This window comes from Anabaena sp. WA102 (assembly GCF_001277295.1).
Taxonomy (GTDB): Bacteria; Cyanobacteriota; Cyanobacteriia; order Cyanobacteriales; family Nostocaceae; genus Dolichospermum; species Dolichospermum heterosporum.
This window is the reverse complement of sequence record NZ_CP011456.1, coordinates 722,318-743,120: the sequence shown is the minus strand read 5'-3', so window position 1 is coordinate 743,120 and position 20,803 is coordinate 722,318. Positions and strand designations below refer to the sequence as shown.

Below are 20,803 nucleotides of genomic sequence, written 5' to 3'. Positions count from 1 at the left end.
GAAGTCGGGGATCTGAGGACAAAAGGAAAAATCATTATGGCTGAATATCAAAAAGTTGAATATCGCATTGGTAAAGATGGTAAAATTGTGGAACGGGTTTTAAATGCAATCGGTTCTAGTTGTGTGGAAACAACAAAAGGGTTAGAAAAGTCCTTGGGAGAAATAGAATCTCAGGAATTGTTACCGGAATATTATCAAGATGATGAGTTAATTACCACTTCCGAAAATCAATCTTTACAACAACAATAAACTAGAATAAACTAGATCCCCGACTTCTTTAAGAAGTCGGGGATCTGAACACCAACTACATAAACAAATAATATGCTAGAACAAATTAATGATATTGCTTTTGCTGTAATTCTCGTAATCATCGTTTATATTATTCTCCGGTTTTTATTCCCAGCAAATAATCAAGATATACCTATTAATAATCAACCCGTAACTTCTCTAGACACAGAACATAAGATTAAAGAGTTAGAAATTCAATGTCAACGACTACGAGAAGAATTAAAACAACAATCTCAACAATTACAAAGTGATTTTCAACATGAAACTTTTACCCAATTACAAACTTTACTCAGCAATTATCCCACAGTCAAAAAAATGGCTTTAGCTAAACCTGACTTACCTGCTAAAAACTTAGTTTCTCTATTTACATCTTTAGATAATTTAATTACTAATTGGGGTTATACTGCTATTGGGGAAACTTGGGAACAGGTTAATTATAATCCCCAATTACATCAAGCTGATAGTGATGATATTCAAGAAGGGGAATTAGTCTATGTTCGTTTTATTGGTTATCAAGATGGTGATAAAGTTCTCTATCCTGCTAAAGTTAGTCGCACTCTTCCCCCAGGATTCAATAATACTTAAACTCATGAATTTGTAGGTTGGGTTGAGGAACGAAACCCAACATTTACTGCTTACAATTTTTTAGATCATATATTTATTCTGTCTTAACCCAACATCAAGATATCAATTATCTATCATTTTTGTTGGGTTGCACTTCGCTTAACCCAACCTACTTAAATTATGACAACTATCGCAATTGATTTTGGTACAAGCAATACTGTAATTAGTATTTTAGAAGCTGATACTCAACAACCTAAAAGTTTACGTTTTCCTAATTTATCCCGTGTATTTGTGGATGTTACTCCTCAAGGTGAAAGAGTAGAATTTCCGATTATTCCCAGTTTAATGTTTATTAAATCAGGTAATAATATTATATTAGGTGAAGGTGTTCGTAGTCAAAGATTAGGACTTTCTCAAGCTTATCCTCCTGAACGGTTATTTAAAAAGTTTAAACGTGATTTAGCTGAAGATTATCAACCACCAGCAAGACAAATTGATGGGATAAATTATAATGCTATTTCTGTTTCTGAGTTGTTTATCCAAACTATTTGGACAGAAATTAAAAAGCAAAATATCGAACCTAGTCATTTAATTTTTACTGTTCCCGTTGGTGCTTTTGAACGTTATTTAGATTGGTTTCGAGATTTAGGTCAAAAATTAAATGTTCCTCAAGTTTCCATTGTTGATGAATCTACAGCAGCAGCTTTAGGATATGCTGTAAAACGCCCTGATAAGTTAATTTTAGTGGTTGATTTTGGTGGGGGAACTCTCGATTTAAGCTTAGTTAAAACTGTGAATAATTCTGATGAAAATAACAGTTTACGCGCAGTTTTATACTAAACACGGGTGAGATTTAAACTGATTTAAACTTTTGCCAAATAACAAAGAACCCAGACGTTTAGAATCAAACAATCAAGCCGTTTTGAGTATAGTTCAATAAAATATTTCAAATTCCATGACTTTTGCCAATTACCCAATTACGTCGGAAAAACCGTGCTAGTGCTGATTCTTCCAAAGATAAATAAATCGGTCTACCATGAGGACAGGTGCGCGGGTTGCGGGTACGTTCCCAATTATCTAATAAGGTCTGCATTTCTGGTAAACTCATTTTTGTGCCATTGCGAATTGCACTCCGACAAGCAACAGCAACTTGAGCAGTTTGTAAATCCCCTCCCCAACTTAATTCTAAAATTGCTTCTGCACAATCTTCTCGTTGTTTTAACATGATAGGAATGTTACGCACTGCCCAAAGGTTATCACCAAATGGTTCTATATCTAAACCAATGCGTTGTAATTGGGAAACCTGGGCTTGTGATAATTGATAAATAATAATTGGGGTTTCTACAGCTACTAATTGCCAACTATCACATAATTGTTCATATAATACTCGTTCATGGGCTATATGTTGTTCTACTAACCACATTCCTCCAGAATGTTCAGCAACAATATAAGTATTACTCAGTTGGGCAATGGCTTTTAAATAGGTTTGATTTTCACTACTTTGGGATTTTTGAGAGTTGAAGTTATATTCACCTTTTGATTCTGCGACTTTCAATAAATTACTAACTCTGGTTGTGTGAATGGATTCTTTTATATTGGTTTCCGAAATCCGCAGAGATTTGTGAATAGCTTCAGTAATTTGTTCTTGCCAAAAAGTTAGTTCATTGAGATAAATTTCTGTTTTGGCTGGGTTACGATTCCAGTTAATTTGTTCTGGGGAAATAGTTAAGTGTAGAAAACAAACGGGATAGCGATCGCGTGGTAATATCTTATGAAAGGCTGAAAATATTGTCTGTTCTAGTTCTGGCGTTTTAATCATTCTGCCATTAATTGCCACTTTTACCCAATCAGGACGATGACGATGGCATCTATCGGGTAATCCTATCACCAAATGCAAAGACGAATTTTCCAGATTTGGTATTTGTAAATTCACCTCATGTAAATCACCTTGTCGCACCTGGGGGAGAATTTGGGGAATTAGTTTTCCCACAGTTGGTGCGGGACAAATCGTAAACCATTCTTTGTCATTTTGCCAAATTTGATAATTAACATGAGGATGACACAAAGCTATCTGTTGAATGACATTTTGTACAGCCTTTAATTGCTGATTTGTCGCCGGTAAACCCTGACGACGAGCTTCATAATTAGCAAATAAATTATTAACTGTTACTACTGTACCCGGTGCGATCGCTACCACTTCTACTTGTGATACTTCTCCTTCATTATTATAAGCAACTCGCCAACCTTCACTTCCCCCCAAAGGACGACTTAAAACTTCTAAATCTGCCAAAGTCGTTAAACTATGTAGCGCCTCACCACGAAATCCCAAACTGCTGATTTTCCATAAATCTGCACTAGAATGAATCTTACTGGTACTGTGGGCAGTTGCGGCTTGTTGTAAATCATCCAAATTCATGCCACAACCATTATCAGCCACACGAACTCGCCACATTTGCGGCCATAAAGAAACGACAATGCGTGTTGCTCCAGCATCTAGGGAATTTTCCACCAACTCCCTGACAACAGCTACCCAAGAGTCAATTACTTCTCCTGCCGTAATTAGATATACAACCTCTGTTGGTAAAGCTTGAATTGTAGATGCCATTATCATTAAAAATTACTAATTAAAAATTAAAAATTGTCTTTACGGTTAGATAATTAGCTTACAATATTATGACTGCAAAATATTAATTTCTTAAATCTGCTGTCATTCTAAAGAAATACGAATTAAGAAGGGATATTTGGTAAATTTCTGATTAGATTAGAAGCAGAGAAAAGCTTATGAGTATTAATTTAGTTGCTGATGTTAACGACTTAAAGAACAGTCTTCTATGGGGTCAACCTGCTTTTACAATTATTGATGTGCGCGATCGCTCAACATACAATCATAGCCGCATCACAGGAGCGATTTCTATCCCCCTCAATGACTTAGAATCTCGCGCCCAAATATCCCTCTACAGAGAACGCCAAATCTATGTTTATGGCGAAAATGACAGCCAATCAGCCCAAGCTGTGAGAACCTTACAATTCCTCGGTTTTACCACAGTAGCTGAACTGGGCGGTGGCTTATCAGCCTGGAAATCTATCAACGGTGCTACAGAAGGGGTAGAGGGTTAAAGGAGTAGGGGGAGGTTGGGGGAGGTTGGGGAGGTTGGGGAGGTTGGGGAGGTTGGGGAGGTTGGGGAGGTAGGGGAGGTTGGGGAGGTTGGGGAGGTAGGGGAGGTAGAGGAGGTAGGGGAGGTTGGGGAGGTTGGGGATAAAAGAATCTTGCCTCCCCCGACTCCCCCAACTCCCCCAACTCCCCCGACTCCCCCAACTTACCTGTCACCTACCTCAACAACCCAGTTAACAAAGATGCTGGACGTTGACTATGAGGCCAAGCGAAAGCATGACGGAAAGCTGCCTCTTGACAAGCTTGTAACTGTTGAAAATTGATAATGTCGTAAGTCAAAAGATTTTCATATTCAAAGGGAAGACGCACATTATGTAAACCCGCATTATCCGTACAAATAGCGATATCCACCCCAGCTTCAAAACATCGGTCAAAAACCAACTTGAGTTGCCGAATATCCTGTAAAGTCCCTGTTTTTAAATAAGTTGTTGGACAAACCTCTAAACATTGTCCTCTTCTGGCAATTTCTGGCAGCAATTCAGGATACAAAAGCGGAACTTGGATTCCGTGACCAATTCGCATTAAATAGGGTAACAATTCTGGATAACAACCATCCTTAGTTTCATAAAGATGCCCTGTGGTGTTAATACCCAGTGAATGGGCATAATTATATAAACTAATCCATTCTTCCATGCGTTCATCATAATAGCGATCGCCACCAGCCACATCTATCGCACAAACATATTCTCTATTTTGCGCCGCCAAATCAATAATTGCCTTATTTACCTCAAAAGATAAACGGGAGTGCATACAAAGAATTTGACTAGTAACAATGGGATATTCGGGTACATGACTAGATTTACCCACAACATCTACAATCTCCGCCATCTTATCAATTCTTTCCTCTTGACTCAAATGTTCAGGAGTTCGTAAATAGGGAGTATAGCGTAATTCCAAATAAGCCAAATTCTCAAAAATATAAGCACCGCGTAATAAGCGGTAAATAAAGTAAGGTAAAGTCTCCACCGTTTGCACACTTTCCACAAGGGTATGCAATTCTAGATATTCATCCAAAGTATTACGAGGACGAGTATAAAAATCTTCAAACTCTGCATATTCACCAAAGCGAGAAATCAACTCAGTATTATGACGCTGGAAATATCGCCATAGGACACGAGGGACAACGGAACCACCTAAATGCCGATGTAATTCTGCATATAAAGCCATAGTGGTATTTCACCAGAAAAATTTCATCAATCTTAACAAAAACCACTATAAAAAACTAGGACTTACGAATTGACGCAGTTTACCAATTGTCTAAGTAGGTTGGTGTTGAAAATTGTCGTTATGGCAAGGCAAAAGGCACTCATGCAAGAGGCAAGAGTGAAGAGGGTTTGGGCGATTTTACATTTCTTTACACAGTTTGGTTTTATTGTGTTCACCTACTTATTCCCAATTACTGATTTATAAAAAGAAATATCAAGCTTGTAGTTTAAATCAACATTTTTTAGCTAATTAGTGAGATAATGAATTCGTGAGGCAAAGAACGGACATAACTATATTGTGAGAGGGGGAAATTTTATGAAACTTCAACTATTAGCCGTTATGGCCTTGATAACTCCCCTGTTTCTAGCTAGTTCAGTTCAAGCTGGCAGCCAAAAAGATTTACAGAAACTTTTGTCAACTAGAGAATGTGTCCAATGTAACCTATCAGGACTCAACCTCAGTGGTACTCATTTAATTGGTGCAGACTTACGAGGCGCAAATCTTCAGGGTGCTAACCTTACAAATGCTAACTTAGAAGGTGCTGACTTGACCGGAGCAAACTTAGCAGGTGCTAACTTAACATCAGCCTTTGTTACCAACGTCAATTTGAAAAAAGCTAACTTAAACGGCGCAAATCTTACCCGCGCCACAATTAATGATTCCAACGTCTATCAAGCATCAATGGACAATCTTAACATTACCGATGCTGGCATATATAACACAGGGATTGGTATTGGTGGCGAAGATGGAGCTAACTTTCCTGACTGGGATTAAGTAGATTAACTAGGACTTACGCACTATACAAATTAGACATGATATGTTTTATGCGTAGGGTGCGTCAGATGGAAAAATATGGCTAATGTGGTTAAATTATCGGGTCTGACGCACCCTACAAGAGACGAAAAACCGCAATCCATCTTTAGTAAAAGTTGTCAATGCGTAAGTCCTATTAACTTAGAGACTTCCAAATAAAAAAATGTCCCAAAACTGATGCAGAAATTCTCTCTCTGTGTACTCTGTGCCTCTGTGGTTCGTTTCTTAGGATAATTTATTTCTTGGAAGTCTCTTAGGAAACTCCAAAAAAAAGAGGCTATAGATATTTAAACTGTCTATAACCTCAAATTAAGTCTGGGTATTAAACTAACTGATTAAGCAAACGCCGCTTTCTTTAAAACGTCTACCTTATCAGTGTGTTCCCAGGGTAAATCCAAATCCGTTCTTCCTAAATGACCATAAGCTGCAACGTCCTGATAAAAACGTCCGCCTCTTTCACTTGGTAAGTTACGTAAATTGAACACATGGATAATTCCCGCTGGCCGGAGTTCAAAGTTTTCTTTGACTAAGTTCAACAGAATTTCATCATCCACTTTACCTGTACCGAAAGTATCAACAAAGATACTGACAGGACGCGCTACACCAATGGCGTAACTTAGCTGCACTTCACATTTTTCTGCTAACCCAGCCGCAACAATATTTTTTGCTGCATAACGAGCCGCATAAGCCGCAGAACGATCTACTTTCGTGGGGTCTTTACCGGAGAATGCACCACCACCATGTCGAGAATAACCACCGTAGGTATCAACAATGATTTTCCGTCCTGTTAAACCGGAATCTCCTTGGGGTCCACCAATGACAAACTTACCAGTGGGGTTAACTAAAAACTTGGTTTCCTCACTTGGTTTGATAGCAATATCACCAAATATAGGTTCTACTACTTCTGTCCACAGGTCAGCCTTAATCTTAGCCTGTACCCCAGCATCATCGGTAATATCCCCAATGGTAGCTGTATGTTGGGTAGAAATTAAGATGGTGTCAATGCCTACAGGTTTGCCATCTTCATAAACAATGGTAACTTGGGTTTTACCATCAGGACGCAGATAAGGGAGAATACCAGCTTTGCGAACTCCTGCCAATCTTCGGGCAATGCGGTGTGCTAAACTGATGGGTAAAGGCATCAGTTCTGGGGTTTCGTTACAAGCAAAACCAAACATGATCCCTTGATCACCAGCGCCGATTTTATCGAATAGTTCTTCACTATCCTCGGTTCTGGCTTCTTTAGCAGTATTTACACCTTGAGCAATATCCGCTGATTGTTCATCCAAGGCAATTAGAACACTAGCGCTATCCGCAGAAAAGCCGTTACCAGCGTCAGTATAGCCAATTTCCGCAATTTTTTTACGGGCAAGATTGACGTAATTGACATGAGCTTTAGTGGTAATTTCTCCAGTAATTAGCACCAAACCAGTATTAACTACAACTTCTGCTGCTACACGGCTATTAGGGTCTTCTGCTAATAGCGCGTCAATGATGGTATCCGAGATTTGATCACAAATTTTATCTGGATGACCTTCTGTAACTGACTCGGAAGTAAATAAATAGCGTCGAGACAAAGGAATTTCCTCCTGAAAGAATGTTTTCACTGATGAGATACATCAGTTACTAATTTCTGAAATCATAACAATATTTACAGTTTTTGGAATAAGTATCTTTTATCCCAGTGTCTAAAGGCTTGTGTGTATAACAAGAGGCACTCAGATCCCCGACTTCTTTGAGAAGTCGGGGATCTTGTTGTTGAAGTTCTAAGAGGATGTTTTAAAAGTTTTTAATGTGTAAACAGACCCCTCTCCAAACCTCTCCCCTACCAGGGGAGAGGCTTTAAAACCCCCATTCCCTTGTAGGGAAGGGGGGAAGGGGGGTTAGGTTTTTGGAGATTATGGGTTTCATATAATACTTTTCAAACAACCTCTAAATAGCCTGAGATTTGATCACCGTTACGGTTTTGGTAACTATAAAGGATACAATACTTCACATACACAGTATTGGTAACTATATCTTTATAAAACGACGGTGATGAAAAAAATTCTTATTTTAACCGCTAACCCCACCAACACAAAACCGTTGCGTGTAAGTGAAGAAGTCAGGGAAATCAAAAGTGCTTGGGAGCGTTCCCAAAACCGTGAACAATTTGAAATTAGTATAGGAGAAGCAGTCCGTCCTCAAGAATTTCGTCGTACCCTATTAGATCATAAGCCAGATATTGTGCATTTCTCAGGACATGGTGGAGGAGAACAGGGTTTAGCTTTAATGGCAGATAATGGAGAAGCCTTTTTAGTTAAAGTTGCTCCTTTAGCCAAATTGTTTAAAGCATTACAAGAAATATTTTTTATTGATTGTGTTTTTCTCAATGCTTGTTATTCAGATGTACAAGCAGAAGGTATTTATCCTTATGTTAATTATGTCGTCGGGATGAATCAAAAAATTGGTGATCAAGCCGCTAAACAATTTGCTATTGGTTTCTACGATACTTTATTTGCAGGACAATCAATTAAAAGTGCTTTTGATTTAGGATGTAATGCGATTGAAATGGAAAATATTCCAGAGCATTTAACTCCAGTTTTGAGGACAAAAGATGCAACGACTAAAAAAGCTATTATTCAGGGTGTATCTGAGTCGAAATCTGAACCTATTCAACCAAGAGATATTAATATTCCTTTTGAAAATTTAGATGGTCAAGTTCCTCTAAATTCCCCTTTCTATGTTGAACGTCCTCCCATTGAAGTTAACTGTTATACTGCTATTGTAAAACCTGGGGCATTAATTAGGATTAAAGCACCTCGACAAATGGGGAAAACTTCATTAATGAGTAGGATTTTAGGTCAAGGAGAAAAGCAAGGTTATCAAACAGGATTTATTAATTTATGGAGTCGAGAATTATTTAAAAATCTGGATAGTTTTCTAGAGTCTTTTTGTGCCAATATCAGTTTAGAATTAGGGATTGAAGAAAAGATAGATCAATATTGGAAACCTCAACGTTATAGCAGTCAAACTAATTGTACAAATTACTTCCAATCCTATCTTTTGAAAGAATTGAAACAGCCTGTAATTCTAGGATTAGATGAGGTAGATAGAATCTTTCAATATAGTGAAATTGCTGATGAATTTTTCACTATGTTACGTTCATGGCATGAAAAAGGCAAAAATAATGAAACTTGGCAAAAACTGAGATTAGTTATTTCCCATTCTCAAGAAGTTTATATTTCTTTGGATGTGAATAAATCTCCTTTTAATGTGGGTTTACCAATTGATTTAAATAAGTTTAGTTTAGCACAGGTTCAGGATTTAGTTAAACGACATGGATTGCAATGGTCAGATACAGAAATTAATCAATTAATGGGGATGATTGACGGTCATCCTTATTTGGTGAGAACAGCATTATATCATATTGCTACTAACGACTTAACTTTAAAGCAATTTTTAGCAATTGCTCCCACTGAAGAAGGATTATATGAAGACCATTTATATCGTCATCTTTTGATTTTAGAAGAAAATAAACAACTAAAATCAGCTATGTTAAAATTGGTTAATAGTGATGATGCTGTTACCTTAGAACCAATTTATGCTTTTAAATTAAAAAGCATGGGATTGGCAGAATCAAAAGGTAATAAGGTAATTCCCCTGTGTAATTTATATCGGCTTTATTTTAGCGATCGCTTGCAAGATTAATTGATGTCATTTAAAATAATGACAATTAACTAAATCTAACCAGAGTTATTTTGTTATAAACATAAACCGCCCTGAACTTTAGTTCTGGGCTAATAACTAAAGTCCGTTGAAACGGACTGTGAATTTTTCTTCAGTCGTCTTTAGACGACTTTTGCTATTAGACTCAGAATTCATTCTGAGGCGGGCTATGTAATTTGTATCGGCTTTATTTCTGCGATCGCTTGCAAGATTAATTGATGTCATTTAAAATAATGACAATTAACTAAATCTAACCAGAGTTATTTTGTTATAAACATAAACCGCCCTGAACTTTAGTTCTGGGCTAATAACTAAAGTCCGTTGAAACGGACTGTGAATTTTTCTTCAGTCGTCTTTAGACGACTTTTGCTATTAGACTCAGAATTCATTCTGAGGCGGGCTATGTAATTTGTATCGGCTTTATTTCTGCGATCGCTTGCAAGATTAGTTGATGTCATTTAAAATATAACAAAGTAGATCCCCCTAATTTAAAACCATGACTAAAATTTTCACCGCTTATATTGAATATGATGCCGATACCAAATTATATGTAGGAATTATTCCCGCTATTCGAGGAGTTCATACTCAAGGAGCGACTTTAGACGAATTACAACAGAATTTAAAAGAAGTCTTAGAATTATGTTTAGAAGAATCTCAAGAAGATTTAAGTCAATTACCTCAATTTATCGGTATTCAACAAATTAAATGGAAAACTTAACCTCAGTGAACTATGAATATCAAGTAAGTGGTTCGCTCCCAGCTTCTGCTCCTACTTATGTTACCAGAAAAGCCGATAATGAACTATATCAAGCGATAAAAAAGGGAGAATTTTGTTATGTTTTAAACTCCCGACAAATGGGTAAATCTTCTTTAAGAGTTCAAACAATGAAACGACTTAAAGAAGTAGATGGATTTGCTTGTGCTGCTATTGATTTAACTAATATTGGTTCAGCCAATATTACCCCTTTACAATGGTATGCAGGAATTATTAATGAATTAATTAATACTTTTGAATTAAATGAAAAATGTGATATAGATAGTTGGTGGGATAAATATGACCAAGAATCTTTATCTGCGGTGAATTTTTTTGGTAATTTTCTCCGAGATCTTCTTTTAAAATATGTTGAATCAAATATTGTTATTTTTATAGATGAAATTGATAGTACCATCAGTTTACAGTTTAATGTTGATGATTTTTTCGCTTTAATTCGCTCTTTTTATAATCGTCGAGTTGATAATGTTGAATATAATCGTCTGAGTTTTGTATTATTAGGTGTAGCGACTCCCAGCGATTTAATTCAAGATAAAAATCGTACTCCCTTTAATATTGGTTATGGAGTAGAATTAACAGGTTTTACCTTTGCAGAATCTCAAGCATTAGCAAAGGGATTAAGTGTTAAAACCAATCAACCGGAAAAGTTATTAGAATTAATTTTAAATTGGACTGGAGGACAACCTTTTTTAACTCAAAAAGTCTGTATTTTAGTTTTAAATTCTTCTGATTTATCTGAAGGAAATGAAGAAGAATGGTTAGATAATTTAATTAGAACTAATATTATTGAAAATTGGCAAGTAAAAGATGAACCGGAACATTTACGGACCATTGAAAGACGGATTTTAATTGATGAACAAATAGCAGGTGAATTATTAGATATTTATCAAAATATTTATCAACAGGGAGAAATAGTTAGTCAGAATACTGGAGAGGAAGGAAAGTTACAGTTATCGGGTTTAGTGGTGAAAATAAATAATTATTTACAGATTTATAATCCCATTTATCGAGAGGTTTTTAATCAACAATGGATTGATAATCAATTAGCTGATTTACGTCCCTATTCTGAGTCTTTGAATGATTGGGTAAAATCAGATTATTCACATAAGCACCTGTTAAAAGGTAAGGTGTTAAAAGAAGCTACAGTTTGGGCAAAAGATAAAAGATTAAGCTCTTTAGATAAACGGTATTTAGATGATTCTCAAAAATTAGAATATAAAAGAAATATTAAGAATATATTTGTGGTTTTCGCAAGTGTTGCTACAGGGGTGGTAGTTGGACTTATCGGTGCATTTAGTTGGTATCAGTATAAATATGCTTTTTGTCCTATTGGAGAAAGAATAGAAGGGAGTGATAAATGTGTTAGAAATATTAAAACTAGTGGTGAACAATCGAAAATATTTATTGATGATATAAATTTTCATCTGGATAAGGGAAGCGAATATTTTAAAAAAGGAGATTATGAAAATGCAGAGAAATTTTTTTATTTAGCTAAAGAGGCTAATCGTAATGACCCAATTCCCCAAATATATTTGAATAATACTAAAGCCAGGTTAGCAAGTCAAGCAGGGAAAGGAAAACCTTTAAAACTGGCAGTTGTAACTGGAATTGATTTTTACGGATATACGTCCAAAGAAATTTTTATGGGTGTAGCTGATGCTCAAGATGAATTTAATAAAAGTGGAGGAAAAAATGGCAGATTGCTAGAGATAGTTATTGCGAATGATGGTAATCAACCAGAAATATCAAAAAAAGTAGCAGAAAAGTTAGTTAATGAGTCAGATATTTTAGGAATTATTGGACATCATGCAAGTGAGAGTAGTGAGGTAGCAATACCTATTTACAGACGAAAAGGATTAGCAATAGTATCTCCTACAAGTTCTAGCAGCAAATTGAAGGACGATGTATTTTTTCGAGTTATTCAAACTACAACAGAAGCAGCCAAACTTTATGCAAAGTATATCAAAAATACTTTACATTCAGATAGTATAGCAATTTTTTACGATCAGAAAAGTGTTTATAGTCAAAGTTTGCAAGAAGATTTTATAAAAGCTTTTCAGGATTTAGGAGGAAAAGTTGATATTAATAATACTTCTGTTTTTGATCGGGAACAAACAAGTCCACCAGATATTGATGCAGAAATTGATAATATCATCTCATACCAAATAAAAACAGTTTTTTTAATACCTGGTGTAAAAACAAATTCAATAGTAAGAGCTTTTGCAAGAGCGAATCAGGAAAAAACAAAAAAACTGAACATAGAAAACCTGAACCTAATATTCGCTATGTCTGTTTTTGAACAGCCAACTTTAGATATAGGAGGTGATGCTCTTGAGGGTGCAAGTTTGGCCACACCTTGTGTAAACAAAACATCTTTATATATGAAAGGTGCAATAAAAAGATGGCAACAAAAAAATATTTATTGGCGTACCATGACTGGATATGATGCAACCCAAGCATTCATTGGAGCTATTAATAAATCATCGAATGAACCGACAAGATCAGAAATTCTCAAGAATTTGAAAACTCTGACACTCCCTGTTGAAAAAACCTCTGGCTATGGATTAAATTGGTCAAAGGAAAATGGCTATTTGTATCAATCTAATATTAATAGTTCATATTGTATGTATAAGATTGAAAATGGTCAATTTAAAGAAGTTTTGGTTAAGTAGTCTACCGGAAACTTATCCAATTTATTCCACATTAGCGACAATCATTGATTTTGTTGGGTTTCACTGCGTTATGGGTTGGTTCATCAGGCAATAATGAATGAATTATAACTTGCTTAGTTTCCTCTTCTCTTCTTTTGCGGAGTATTTCAAATAGAAAATCTTGATCTTCTTTTGATAAACTGGCCAGTGAATTAATAATTTCTTGCAATGTTATCATAAAATCTCTAACACTTTCATCATTGGCAAATTATAGCACAATCTCCCAGTCGAAAGCTTCCCGTTATTCAAAAAGCCTTTTTGCATTTCCGCCGCTTCTGGGTTAGAGTGAATATATCTAAGGATATAGAAACACCTGACGGCATTTATGACGAGTTAACTTAAATTCACGGTTATTGCAACGAGTGGTAATATGATAAGTGTACCCTGGTATTGAGTCGCGCTTTGGTCGTGGCATTAGATGTCATAATGAAATTTTACTCAATAGTTACATCATGCCAGCAAAAGATATATACCATAATGAAGTCAAAACGGCTTTAATAAAAGACGGTTGGACTATCACAGATGACCCTTACTTTATTAAATATGAAGATGCTGAACTTTACGCAGACCTAGCAGCAGAAAAACCTATAGCAGCAGAACGTCAGGGACAGAAAATTGTGGTAGAAATCAAGAGTTTTGTGGGTAAGTCGCAGATGTATGATTTTCATAATGCCTTGGGACAATACATAGTTTATCGGAAACTTATTCAACTTACTGCACCAGAATATAAACTTTATTTAGCTATTGATGATGTTGTGTATGAAAAGTTTTTTCAACGTAAGTCTGTACAAGCAGTCATCCAAGAAAATCAACTTTTATTAATAGTTGTGAATACAGAAAAGGAGGAAATTGAACAATGGATAAACTAGAACAATATCGTCATGCTATCAAAAAGATATTGACAGAATATTACGAAATGAGTAATCCTCAAAATGTTGAAAATGGCAAAATGGAGGCTAGTGAACGTTTAGCTTTTGATGAAAACAGAGATCAATATATTTGGTTTCGATTTGGCTGGGATGACAAAAAACAAATACAGCATATTATCATCTATCTTTGCATCAAAAACGGTAAAGTTTGGGTAGAAGAAGATGCAACTAATTTATGTGTTGTTGATGATTTGCTATCAACAGGAATACCTCAAAGCGATATTATTTTAGGTTTCCAGCATCCCAGTAAACGCAGTTTAACAGAATTTGCTACTGCTTGAATAGGTGACTATTCGTTATTCAAAAAGCCTTTTTGCATTTCCGCCGCTTTTGGGTTAGCGTAAATATATCTGAGTATAGAGAAACACCTGACGGCTTTTGTGACGAGTTAATTAAAATTCACGGTTGTTGCAACGAGTGGTAATATGATAACTGTATCCTAGTATTAAGTCGCGCTTTGGTCGTGGCATCAGATGACGGTTACATTGTAAAAGATAATTTACCTTTATGTCACAACTAACGCCGATTCAACTAGAAGACGGAACAATTATCTATATCGAAGCATCAGAAAATATTGCTGTATCTATTCCCCAACCTCCAAAAAACGAGAACCTAGATTTTCTAATTCCCACCCCTGAACAAGCAGACCGCAGTTTTGGCTTAGAAAAACTGAATGAAAAACTGAATATTAAAGAACAGGGAGACAAACTCCAAAAAACTATTCAATCCTATTCAAAACATATTATTCAATCCTTCAAAGATTTAGCTTTAGCCGAAGTTTCTGAAGTTACTTTAGAATTTGGCGTTAATGTGGGAGGAATGACAGGAATCCCTTATATTGTCACAGGAGAAACCAGCAGTAATATCAAAATTACCGTTAAATGTAAATTTAATCAGAAATAAATTTTGTCAGAATCAGGTGGTTATCGAGCGAAGTCGAGATAATGTCCACCGATTAAAGGATGCACAGGATGTTATTGTTGAATTAATCTAGGAATTTTCGGTATTCTAGTGTTTAGAGAATGTTGTTTATTTTAGGCATTTACAAAATATTCTTTTTCACTCATCATCATAATCCTTATAATCCTTAATTCTGTCACAATCAAATAATATTCAAATATACTGCAAACGGTTTATAGTTTAACCAAATATGAAACCCCTCTTATAAACCTCTCCCCGCAACGGGGAGAGGCTTTGAGCCTATTCGTTGTATTATAAAAAAGTCCAAGTTCTAGCCGTTTTGAGTATAACAATCCTGTAAATCCTCAAATCCTGGAAATCCTGATTCAGACAAAATATTCACTTAATTCTGTCACAATCAAACAATACAGCAATTCTCGCTCTAATGAAATACAATGGAGGGCGCAGTCCCTGCGCCCCTACGTGCCACAATCAAATAATATCCCAATAACAATCCTGCAAATCCTCAAATCCTGGACATCCTGATTCAGACAAAATATTCACTTAATTCTGCCACAATCAAACAATATCCAAATAACCATCCTGCAAATCCTCAAATCCTGGACATCCTGATTCAGACAAAATATTCACTTAATTCTGCTAATCTCAAAATAATATCCAAATAACCATCCTGCAAATCCTGAAATCCTGGACATCGTGATTCTGACAAAAAAGAGGGAACATATTTAACTGTTCCCCCTGAACTTTGACACAAACTGCTGTTTTAGACTTGAACTGCTAATTTTGCTTCTTTAGCTGTCAATCGCTCATAAGCATCACGCATTTTCAACCCTGTCAATACTTGGAATAAACCAGTACCATTATTAGAGCCTGGATATTCACGGTGTTGTAGTAACAAGTGAGTCATCTCACCTTGATATTTGGTGGATGTTTTGCTCAAATGAGTTTCGATGTAAATTACTTCATCGAGGTTATCAAATTGACCGTCTACTTCTAAAACAGAGACGTAACGACCATAGTAAACATCAGTACCGTAGTAAAGCTGCATACCGGGGTAAGAACAGGTCAGTTTGCGTCCGCAAGGAGTCCACTGAATCGTTGAACCCTCGTCAAACAGGTAACTTGGCTCAAAGCCTTCTTTACCTTCCCGTTGTAACATCCGTACCCGTAAAACTTTACGTTCTGTATCGTTTTTAATTAAGTTTGTGGGTAATACTTGCAGAACCACGTCAGCAAATTCTCTTTGTGGTTCGATGAATTTTTCAAAATCAGGTTTACGAGAATTGATTTGTGCTAGAACATCTTCATAGCGGTGACCTCTTTCAGCCATATCGCGTTGAATTTTCCAAGCAATTTTGACTTCATCGCTGATATCAAAATAAACGCTGAAGTCTAGAAGCGCTCTTACTCGTTCATCATACAAGGGATGCAGCCCTTCTACAACAATAATATGATTTGGCTCAATCCATTCTGGTGGATCAATCATGCCAGTTTCATGGTTATAAATTGGCTTATGAATCGCCTGACCTTCTTTAAGAGACTTAATTTGTTCATACATTAAGTCAAAGTTATTTGCTCTGGGGTCAAGTGCAGTTATGCCTGTTTCTTTACGTTGTTTACGATCTAGGCAATGATAGTCATCTAAACAGATAACTGTCATAAATTCTTCGCCAAATAAATCAATCAACCGACGCAAAAACGTAGATTTACCGCACCCAGAGTCTCCGGCTACTCCAATTAGTACCACGCGTTCCGGCTTAGTCATAAATTCCCTCTAAATACTAAATGTGTCAATCAATAATTTTTCTCACAGCAGATTCTGAATCTAGGAGCTTACCCCAACGGTATTGTCCTACGTTCTGGCTATCCAGCATAACGATGACAGATTTCAACAAATAACTTGTACGCCTATAGCAGTTACTCGTCCTAATTAGCCTAATTTTATGGCTGGTAAGTATTTAATCTTAGTGTTGCCCTAAATTTTAACAGAATGGGGTGTACTCTCACAAGATTTACCTTAAGAACGAATCTAGTTCCCTAGCAATTATCTGTTTAACATTCTGCCATAGATGATACATTTTTTTAGATTTGAGAGAAAATAGGAGTTAGCACTTCGGCTGACTTCGACAAACTCAGTACAAGTCCCTCTGTTACCAGTCAGGAAGAAGGAAGAAAGCTTGTGAGTATTTGATAGTACAGCGTGGCGTATGGCTCAACTCGCACTACGCTAAATTCATGTATTATTTTAACACTGTACTTAATTTACCTGGAATGTACTGTACCTATAGGAATCCGGTTTGATTCTGTGAATTTACTTGTGTGGTCAGGGAAAAGGGAAAAGGGAAAAGGGAACAGGGAACAGGAAAGACAGAATTGATACCTATTGAGTCTTGTTTAAAAATCAAATAGGAGTCCTATATAAAATTGATTATTAATAAAGTCCGTTACTGCACCGTCATGGTAAGATGGTACTGGTAGTTTTAGAAATCAAAAAGCTTTTTTTGCAAACCCAGGATTTTTGCAGGATCAATATGCAGTAGAATATTTGATTAACAAGCCTAAAACTATGTAGTTCGAGAAAAAAAGATTAAAGTGATTCACTATTAACATTCTCGCAAAGACTTATCCTCTAATTTAGAAGGTGAACAGGTGTGTTTTTTGCCATGCCTACTGGTCTTGGGCGAGTGTACTGAGCAAGGCATCATCATAAATGATGTCGTTTTCCCAGATGGCTAGTTTTGTGATCCGAAAATCCGGTAAACTAAACCTCGCATAAGGATGGGAATGATTTTTTTTTGATAAACGGTTAAGTAAATATCGGAGTGTTAGAAGGAATGTACAATCAAGGTGCTGTTGAGGGTGCTGCCAATATAGAATCAGGTAGCCGCGTCTTCGTTTACGAAGTGGTGGGTCTGCGTCAGGTTGAAGAAACTGATCAAACCAACTACCAAATTCGTAGAAGTGGCAGTGTATTCATCAGAGTACCTTACAACCGCATGAATCAAGAAATGCGACGGATCACTCGCCTGGGCGGTAAAATTGTTAGTATCCAATCTGTTACAGCTTTACAGCAACTCAATCGCAAAGTTGACTTAGTAGTTAACGAAAAAGTTGAATTGGCAACTGCTGACATTAAAGTTAGCAGCGAAGTCGCGGCTGAAGTAAGTGCTAACAAAGATGAACATGGCAAATCCACACCTGTAAGTAATGTTAGTGAAGCTAAAGGCTTTGCTAAAACACCAGCTAAGGATAAGAAAGGCAACTCCATGACTCAAGCAAAAGCCAAAAAAGATGCTCATGCTGATGTTCCTGTGAACATTTACCGTCCTAATGCTCCGTTTATTGGTAAGTGTATTTCTAATGAAACATTAGTTAAAGAAGGTGGAATTGGGATTGTTCAACATCTCAAGTTTGACCTGTCTGCTGGCAACTTGAGGTATTTAGAAGGACAAAGTATTGGGATTATTCCTCCTGGTGTAGATAAGAATGGTAAGCCTGAAAAACTCAGACTGTACTCCATTGCTTCTACTCGTCACGGCGATAATCTAGATGATAAAACAATATCTCTGTGTGTTCGTCAGTTAGAGTACAAGCATCCAGAAACAGGTGAAACGGTTTATGGTGTTTGTTCTACCTATCTGACTAAAATTAAACCAGGTGATGATGTCAAAATCACTGGTCCTGTTGGTAAGGAAATGTTATTGCCGGAAGATCCTGAAGCTAATGTGATCATGTTAGCAACAGGTACAGGTATTGCGCCTATGCGGACTTACCTGTGGCGGATGTTTAAGGATGCAGAAAGAAAAGCTAATCCAGAATATCAATTTAAAGGATTTTCCTGGTTGTTGTTTGGTGTGCCAACATCTCCCAATATTCTCTACAAAGAAGAATTGGAAGCAATGCAAGAGAAATATCCCAAAAACTTCCGTCTTACCTATGCTATCAGCCGGGAACAAAATAACCCCGCAGGTGGCAGAATGTATATCCAAGACCGAGTTGCAGAACACGCTGATGAATTGTGGCAGTTGATTAAAAACGAAAAAACTCACACTTACATCTGCGGTTTGCGCGGTATGGAAGAGGGCATTGATGCCGCTTTAAGTGCTGCTGCTGCTAAGGAAGGTGTGACTTGGAGTGATTACCAAAAGGATCTAAAAAAAGCTCACCGCTGGCACGTAGAAACATACTAATTTGTTATTGGTCAATGGTGAGTGGTCATTGGTCATTGGTTATTAGACAATTAAAAGCAGATAATTAGTAGGTAGGGCTTATGGCTCTGCCTACAATTGTTTTATGTAAATTTAATGTGGGTGCAAAATCTGTGGCTGTCAAATTAGGAATACTTGGATTAGGTACGGTGGGAACGGGGACAGTACAACTGTTGCAAGACAAAGTAGGTCGTCATCCGCTGTTACAGGAAATGGAAATCTATCGAGTGGGTGTGCGATCGCTCACGAAACCCCGTGCTGTAGAATTATCCCCAGAGGTGATAACTACGGATTTAGAAGCAATTGTTAATGATCCAGCCGTAGATATAGTTGTAGAACTGATGGGGGGATTAGAACCCGCACGCACACTCATCTTGACAGCTATTAAAAATGGTAAGCACGTAGTTACTGCCAATAAAGCCGTGATTTCTCGATTTGGTGGCGAAATATTCACCGCTGCTAATCAAGCGGGTGTCTATGTGCTGCTAGAAGCTGCCGTTGGTGGCGGTATTCCTGTAATTCAACCCCTGAAACAATCTTTAAGCGTTAATCGCATTAGTGCTATCATGGGCATTGTCAATGGCACAACCAACTATATCCTCACCAGGATGCAAACAGAAGGTAGTGAATTTGATCATGTCTTAGCAGATGCTCAAAAATTGGGTTATGCTGAAGCTGACCCCACAGCGGATGTGGATGGTTTAGATGCTGGAGATAAAATTGCTATTTTGGCATCTTTAGGATTTGACGGGCGAATCAATCGGGAAGATGTCCATTGTGAAGGAATTCGTCAAGTTACAAAAACAGATATTGCCTATGCCGCTAAATTAGGATTCGTAATTAAATTACTAGGAATAGCTCAACATTTAGATGAAGATAACTCCCAACTTTCCGTGAGAGTTCATCCTACCCTAGTTCCCCACAGCCACCCTTTAGCTAGTATTAACGGTGTTTACAATGCTATTCTGATTGAGGGAGAACCGATAGGACAAGTGATGTTATTCGGTCCTGGGGCTGGGGCTGGTGCTACCGCCAGTGCTGTATCATCAGATATCTTGAATCTTGTCGCTACTCTGAAAACTAATACAGCTAAACCAAATCCTCTCCTCGCTTGTAGACATCAAAATTACTCGGAAATTACCCCCATTTCCGAGTTAGTAACCCGGTTTTATGCCCGTTTCCTCAGCAAAGACCAAGCTGGAGTTATTGGTAGACTGGGAACTTGTTTTGGTAATTATGGCGTGAGTTTAGAATCAGTGGTCCAAACTGGTTTTCAGGGAGAACTAGCCGAGATTGTCGTTGTTACCCACAATGTCCGGGAAGGGGACTTTAGACAAGCTTTGGCAGAAATTCAAGCAATGGAATCAATAGACAGTATTCCCAGCGTATTACGAGTGCTTTGAAACATAAAAACATCAAAATATCCCCGACTTCTCAAAGAAGTCGGGGATATTGTCATTCTATTCTTAATTAACGACAAGATAGTTCTTCCTTATCAATTTTATGATAAC

At 37.0% G+C, this 20,803-nt stretch carries 20 protein-coding genes; 13 read left to right on the top strand and 7 right to left on the bottom strand.

The window, feature by feature from the left end; all coding sequences use genetic code 11:
• Nucleotides 1-36 precede the first annotated feature (36 nt).
• The 3 genes from AA650_RS02975 (at nucleotide 37) to AA650_RS02965 (ending at nucleotide 1,692) form a co-directional block, all read left to right on the top strand.
• The gene (locus AA650_RS02975) at nucleotides 37-249 is read left to right on the top strand and encodes a DUF2997 domain-containing protein (protein WP_015079055.1); all 213 of its coding nucleotides are present in this window, start codon (nucleotides 37-39) and stop codon (nucleotides 247-249) included.
• A 72-nt stretch (nucleotides 250-321) separates the two neighbouring features.
• Nucleotides 322-873 (top strand): nucleotide exchange factor GrpE, encoded by a 552-nt coding sequence (locus AA650_RS02970; RefSeq protein ID WP_053537900.1) that lies wholly within the window; start codon nucleotides 322-324, stop codon nucleotides 871-873.
• Nucleotides 874-1,032: 159 nt separating this feature from the next.
• Nucleotides 1,033-1,692 (top strand): Hsp70 family protein, encoded by a 660-nt coding sequence (locus AA650_RS02965; protein ID WP_234413274.1) that lies wholly within the window; start codon nucleotides 1,033-1,035, stop codon nucleotides 1,690-1,692.
• A 106-nt stretch (nucleotides 1,693-1,798) separates the two neighbouring features.
• Here the strand turns inward: AA650_RS02965 and mutL are convergent, their stop codons facing one another.
• The gene (gene mutL, locus AA650_RS02960) at nucleotides 1,799-3,457 is read right to left on the bottom strand and encodes a DNA mismatch repair endonuclease MutL (RefSeq protein ID WP_053537899.1); all 1,659 of its coding nucleotides are present in this window, start codon (nucleotides 3,455-3,457) and stop codon (nucleotides 1,799-1,801) included.
• Nucleotides 3,458-3,633: 176 nt separating this feature from the next.
• Between mutL and AA650_RS02955 the strand changes: the two genes are divergently transcribed.
• Entirely contained in the window at nucleotides 3,634-3,969 is a 336-nt protein-coding gene (locus AA650_RS02955) for a rhodanese-like domain-containing protein (RefSeq protein WP_053537898.1), read from the top strand.
• 211 nt (nucleotides 3,970-4,180) lie between these two features.
• On the opposite strand, the gene AA650_RS02945 is transcribed toward AA650_RS02955, so the two are convergent.
• The gene (locus tag AA650_RS02945; RefSeq protein ID WP_053537896.1) at nucleotides 4,181-5,191 is read right to left on the bottom strand and encodes an adenosine deaminase; all 1,011 of its coding nucleotides are present in this window, start codon (nucleotides 5,189-5,191) and stop codon (nucleotides 4,181-4,183) included.
• 354 nt (nucleotides 5,192-5,545) lie between these two features.
• Here AA650_RS02945 and AA650_RS02940 point away from each other — a divergent pair, with 354 nt between their 5' ends.
• Nucleotides 5,546-6,004, top strand: coding sequence for a pentapeptide repeat-containing protein (locus AA650_RS02940; RefSeq protein ID WP_053537895.1), 459 nt, complete (start codon nucleotides 5,546-5,548; stop codon nucleotides 6,002-6,004).
• A 374-nt stretch (nucleotides 6,005-6,378) separates the two neighbouring features.
• On the opposite strand, the gene metK is transcribed toward AA650_RS02940, so the two are convergent.
• On the bottom strand, nucleotides 6,379-7,620 hold the full coding sequence (metK, locus tag AA650_RS02935) for a methionine adenosyltransferase (protein ID WP_053541169.1): 1,242 nt from the start codon (nucleotides 7,618-7,620) through the stop codon (nucleotides 6,379-6,381).
• A gap of 460 nt (nucleotides 7,621-8,080) precedes the next feature.
• On the opposite strand from metK, the gene AA650_RS02930 reads away from it, so the two are divergent.
• Nucleotides 8,081-9,733, top strand: coding sequence for an AAA-like domain-containing protein (locus tag AA650_RS02930; RefSeq protein WP_053537894.1), 1,653 nt, complete (start codon nucleotides 8,081-8,083; stop codon nucleotides 9,731-9,733).
• A gap of 96 nt (nucleotides 9,734-9,829) precedes the next feature.
• Here the strand turns inward: AA650_RS02930 and AA650_RS27520 are convergent, their stop codons facing one another.
• Entirely contained in the window at nucleotides 9,830-9,976 is a 147-nt protein-coding gene (locus tag AA650_RS27520; RefSeq protein WP_199924367.1) for a hypothetical protein, read from the bottom strand.
• An 86-nt stretch (nucleotides 9,977-10,062) separates the two neighbouring features.
• A complete protein-coding gene (locus AA650_RS27515; RefSeq protein WP_168635757.1) occupies nucleotides 10,063-10,209 on the bottom strand; it encodes a hypothetical protein in 147 nt (48 codons plus the stop codon).
• Nucleotides 10,210-10,247: 38 nt separating this feature from the next.
• Between AA650_RS27515 and AA650_RS02925 the strand changes: the two genes are divergently transcribed.
• Both AA650_RS02925 and AA650_RS25990 read left to right on the top strand, forming a co-directional pair.
• Complete coding sequence (locus tag AA650_RS02925; RefSeq protein ID WP_053537893.1) at nucleotides 10,248-10,469, top strand: type II toxin-antitoxin system HicB family antitoxin; 222 nt, start codon at nucleotides 10,248-10,250, stop codon at nucleotides 10,467-10,469.
• On the top strand, nucleotides 10,457-13,195 hold the full coding sequence (locus AA650_RS25990; protein ID WP_081424120.1) for an AAA-like domain-containing protein: 2,739 nt from the start codon (nucleotides 10,457-10,459) through the stop codon (nucleotides 13,193-13,195). Before AA650_RS02925 ends, AA650_RS25990 begins: the two co-directional genes overlap by 13 nt.
• 31 nt (nucleotides 13,196-13,226) lie before the next feature.
• Here AA650_RS25990 and AA650_RS02915 read toward each other — a convergent pair whose 3' ends face one another.
• Nucleotides 13,227-13,412 (bottom strand): hypothetical protein, encoded by a 186-nt coding sequence (locus tag AA650_RS02915; RefSeq protein WP_053537892.1) that lies wholly within the window; start codon nucleotides 13,410-13,412, stop codon nucleotides 13,227-13,229.
• A gap of 274 nt (nucleotides 13,413-13,686) precedes the next feature.
• On the opposite strand from AA650_RS02915, the gene AA650_RS02910 reads away from it, so the two are divergent.
• The 3 genes from AA650_RS02910 to AA650_RS02900 all read left to right on the top strand — a co-directional run bounded on the left by AA650_RS02910 (nucleotide 13,687) and on the right by AA650_RS02900 (nucleotide 15,066).
• Complete coding sequence (locus tag AA650_RS02910) at nucleotides 13,687-14,103, top strand: XisH family protein (protein WP_053541168.1); 417 nt, start codon at nucleotides 13,687-13,689, stop codon at nucleotides 14,101-14,103.
• Nucleotides 14,091-14,444, top strand: coding sequence for a XisI protein (locus tag AA650_RS02905; RefSeq protein ID WP_027403289.1), 354 nt, complete (start codon nucleotides 14,091-14,093; stop codon nucleotides 14,442-14,444). The genes AA650_RS02910 and AA650_RS02905 overlap by 13 nt, the downstream gene beginning before the upstream one ends.
• A gap of 226 nt (nucleotides 14,445-14,670) precedes the next feature.
• Nucleotides 14,671-15,066 carry a CU044_2847 family protein gene (locus AA650_RS02900; RefSeq protein WP_053537891.1) on the top strand — a complete coding sequence of 132 codons (396 nt, stop codon included), beginning with the start codon at nucleotides 14,671-14,673 and terminating at the stop codon, nucleotides 15,064-15,066.
• Nucleotides 15,067-15,847: 781 nt separating this feature from the next.
• Here the strand turns inward: AA650_RS02900 and AA650_RS02895 are convergent.
• The gene (locus AA650_RS02895; protein WP_053537890.1) at nucleotides 15,848-16,849 is read right to left on the bottom strand and encodes a phosphoribulokinase; all 1,002 of its coding nucleotides are present in this window, start codon (nucleotides 16,847-16,849) and stop codon (nucleotides 15,848-15,850) included.
• A 1,069-nt stretch (nucleotides 16,850-17,918) separates the two neighbouring features.
• Here AA650_RS02895 and petH point away from each other — a divergent pair.
• Both petH and AA650_RS02885 read left to right on the top strand, forming a co-directional pair.
• Nucleotides 17,919-19,274, top strand: coding sequence for a ferredoxin--NADP reductase (gene petH / locus AA650_RS02890; RefSeq protein WP_053541167.1), 1,356 nt, complete (start codon nucleotides 17,919-17,921; stop codon nucleotides 19,272-19,274).
• Between the two features lie 131 nt (nucleotides 19,275-19,405).
• The gene (locus tag AA650_RS02885) at nucleotides 19,406-20,695 is read left to right on the top strand and encodes a homoserine dehydrogenase (RefSeq protein ID WP_053541166.1); all 1,290 of its coding nucleotides are present in this window, start codon (nucleotides 19,406-19,408) and stop codon (nucleotides 20,693-20,695) included.
• The last annotated feature ends 108 nt before the right edge of the window (nucleotides 20,696-20,803 follow it).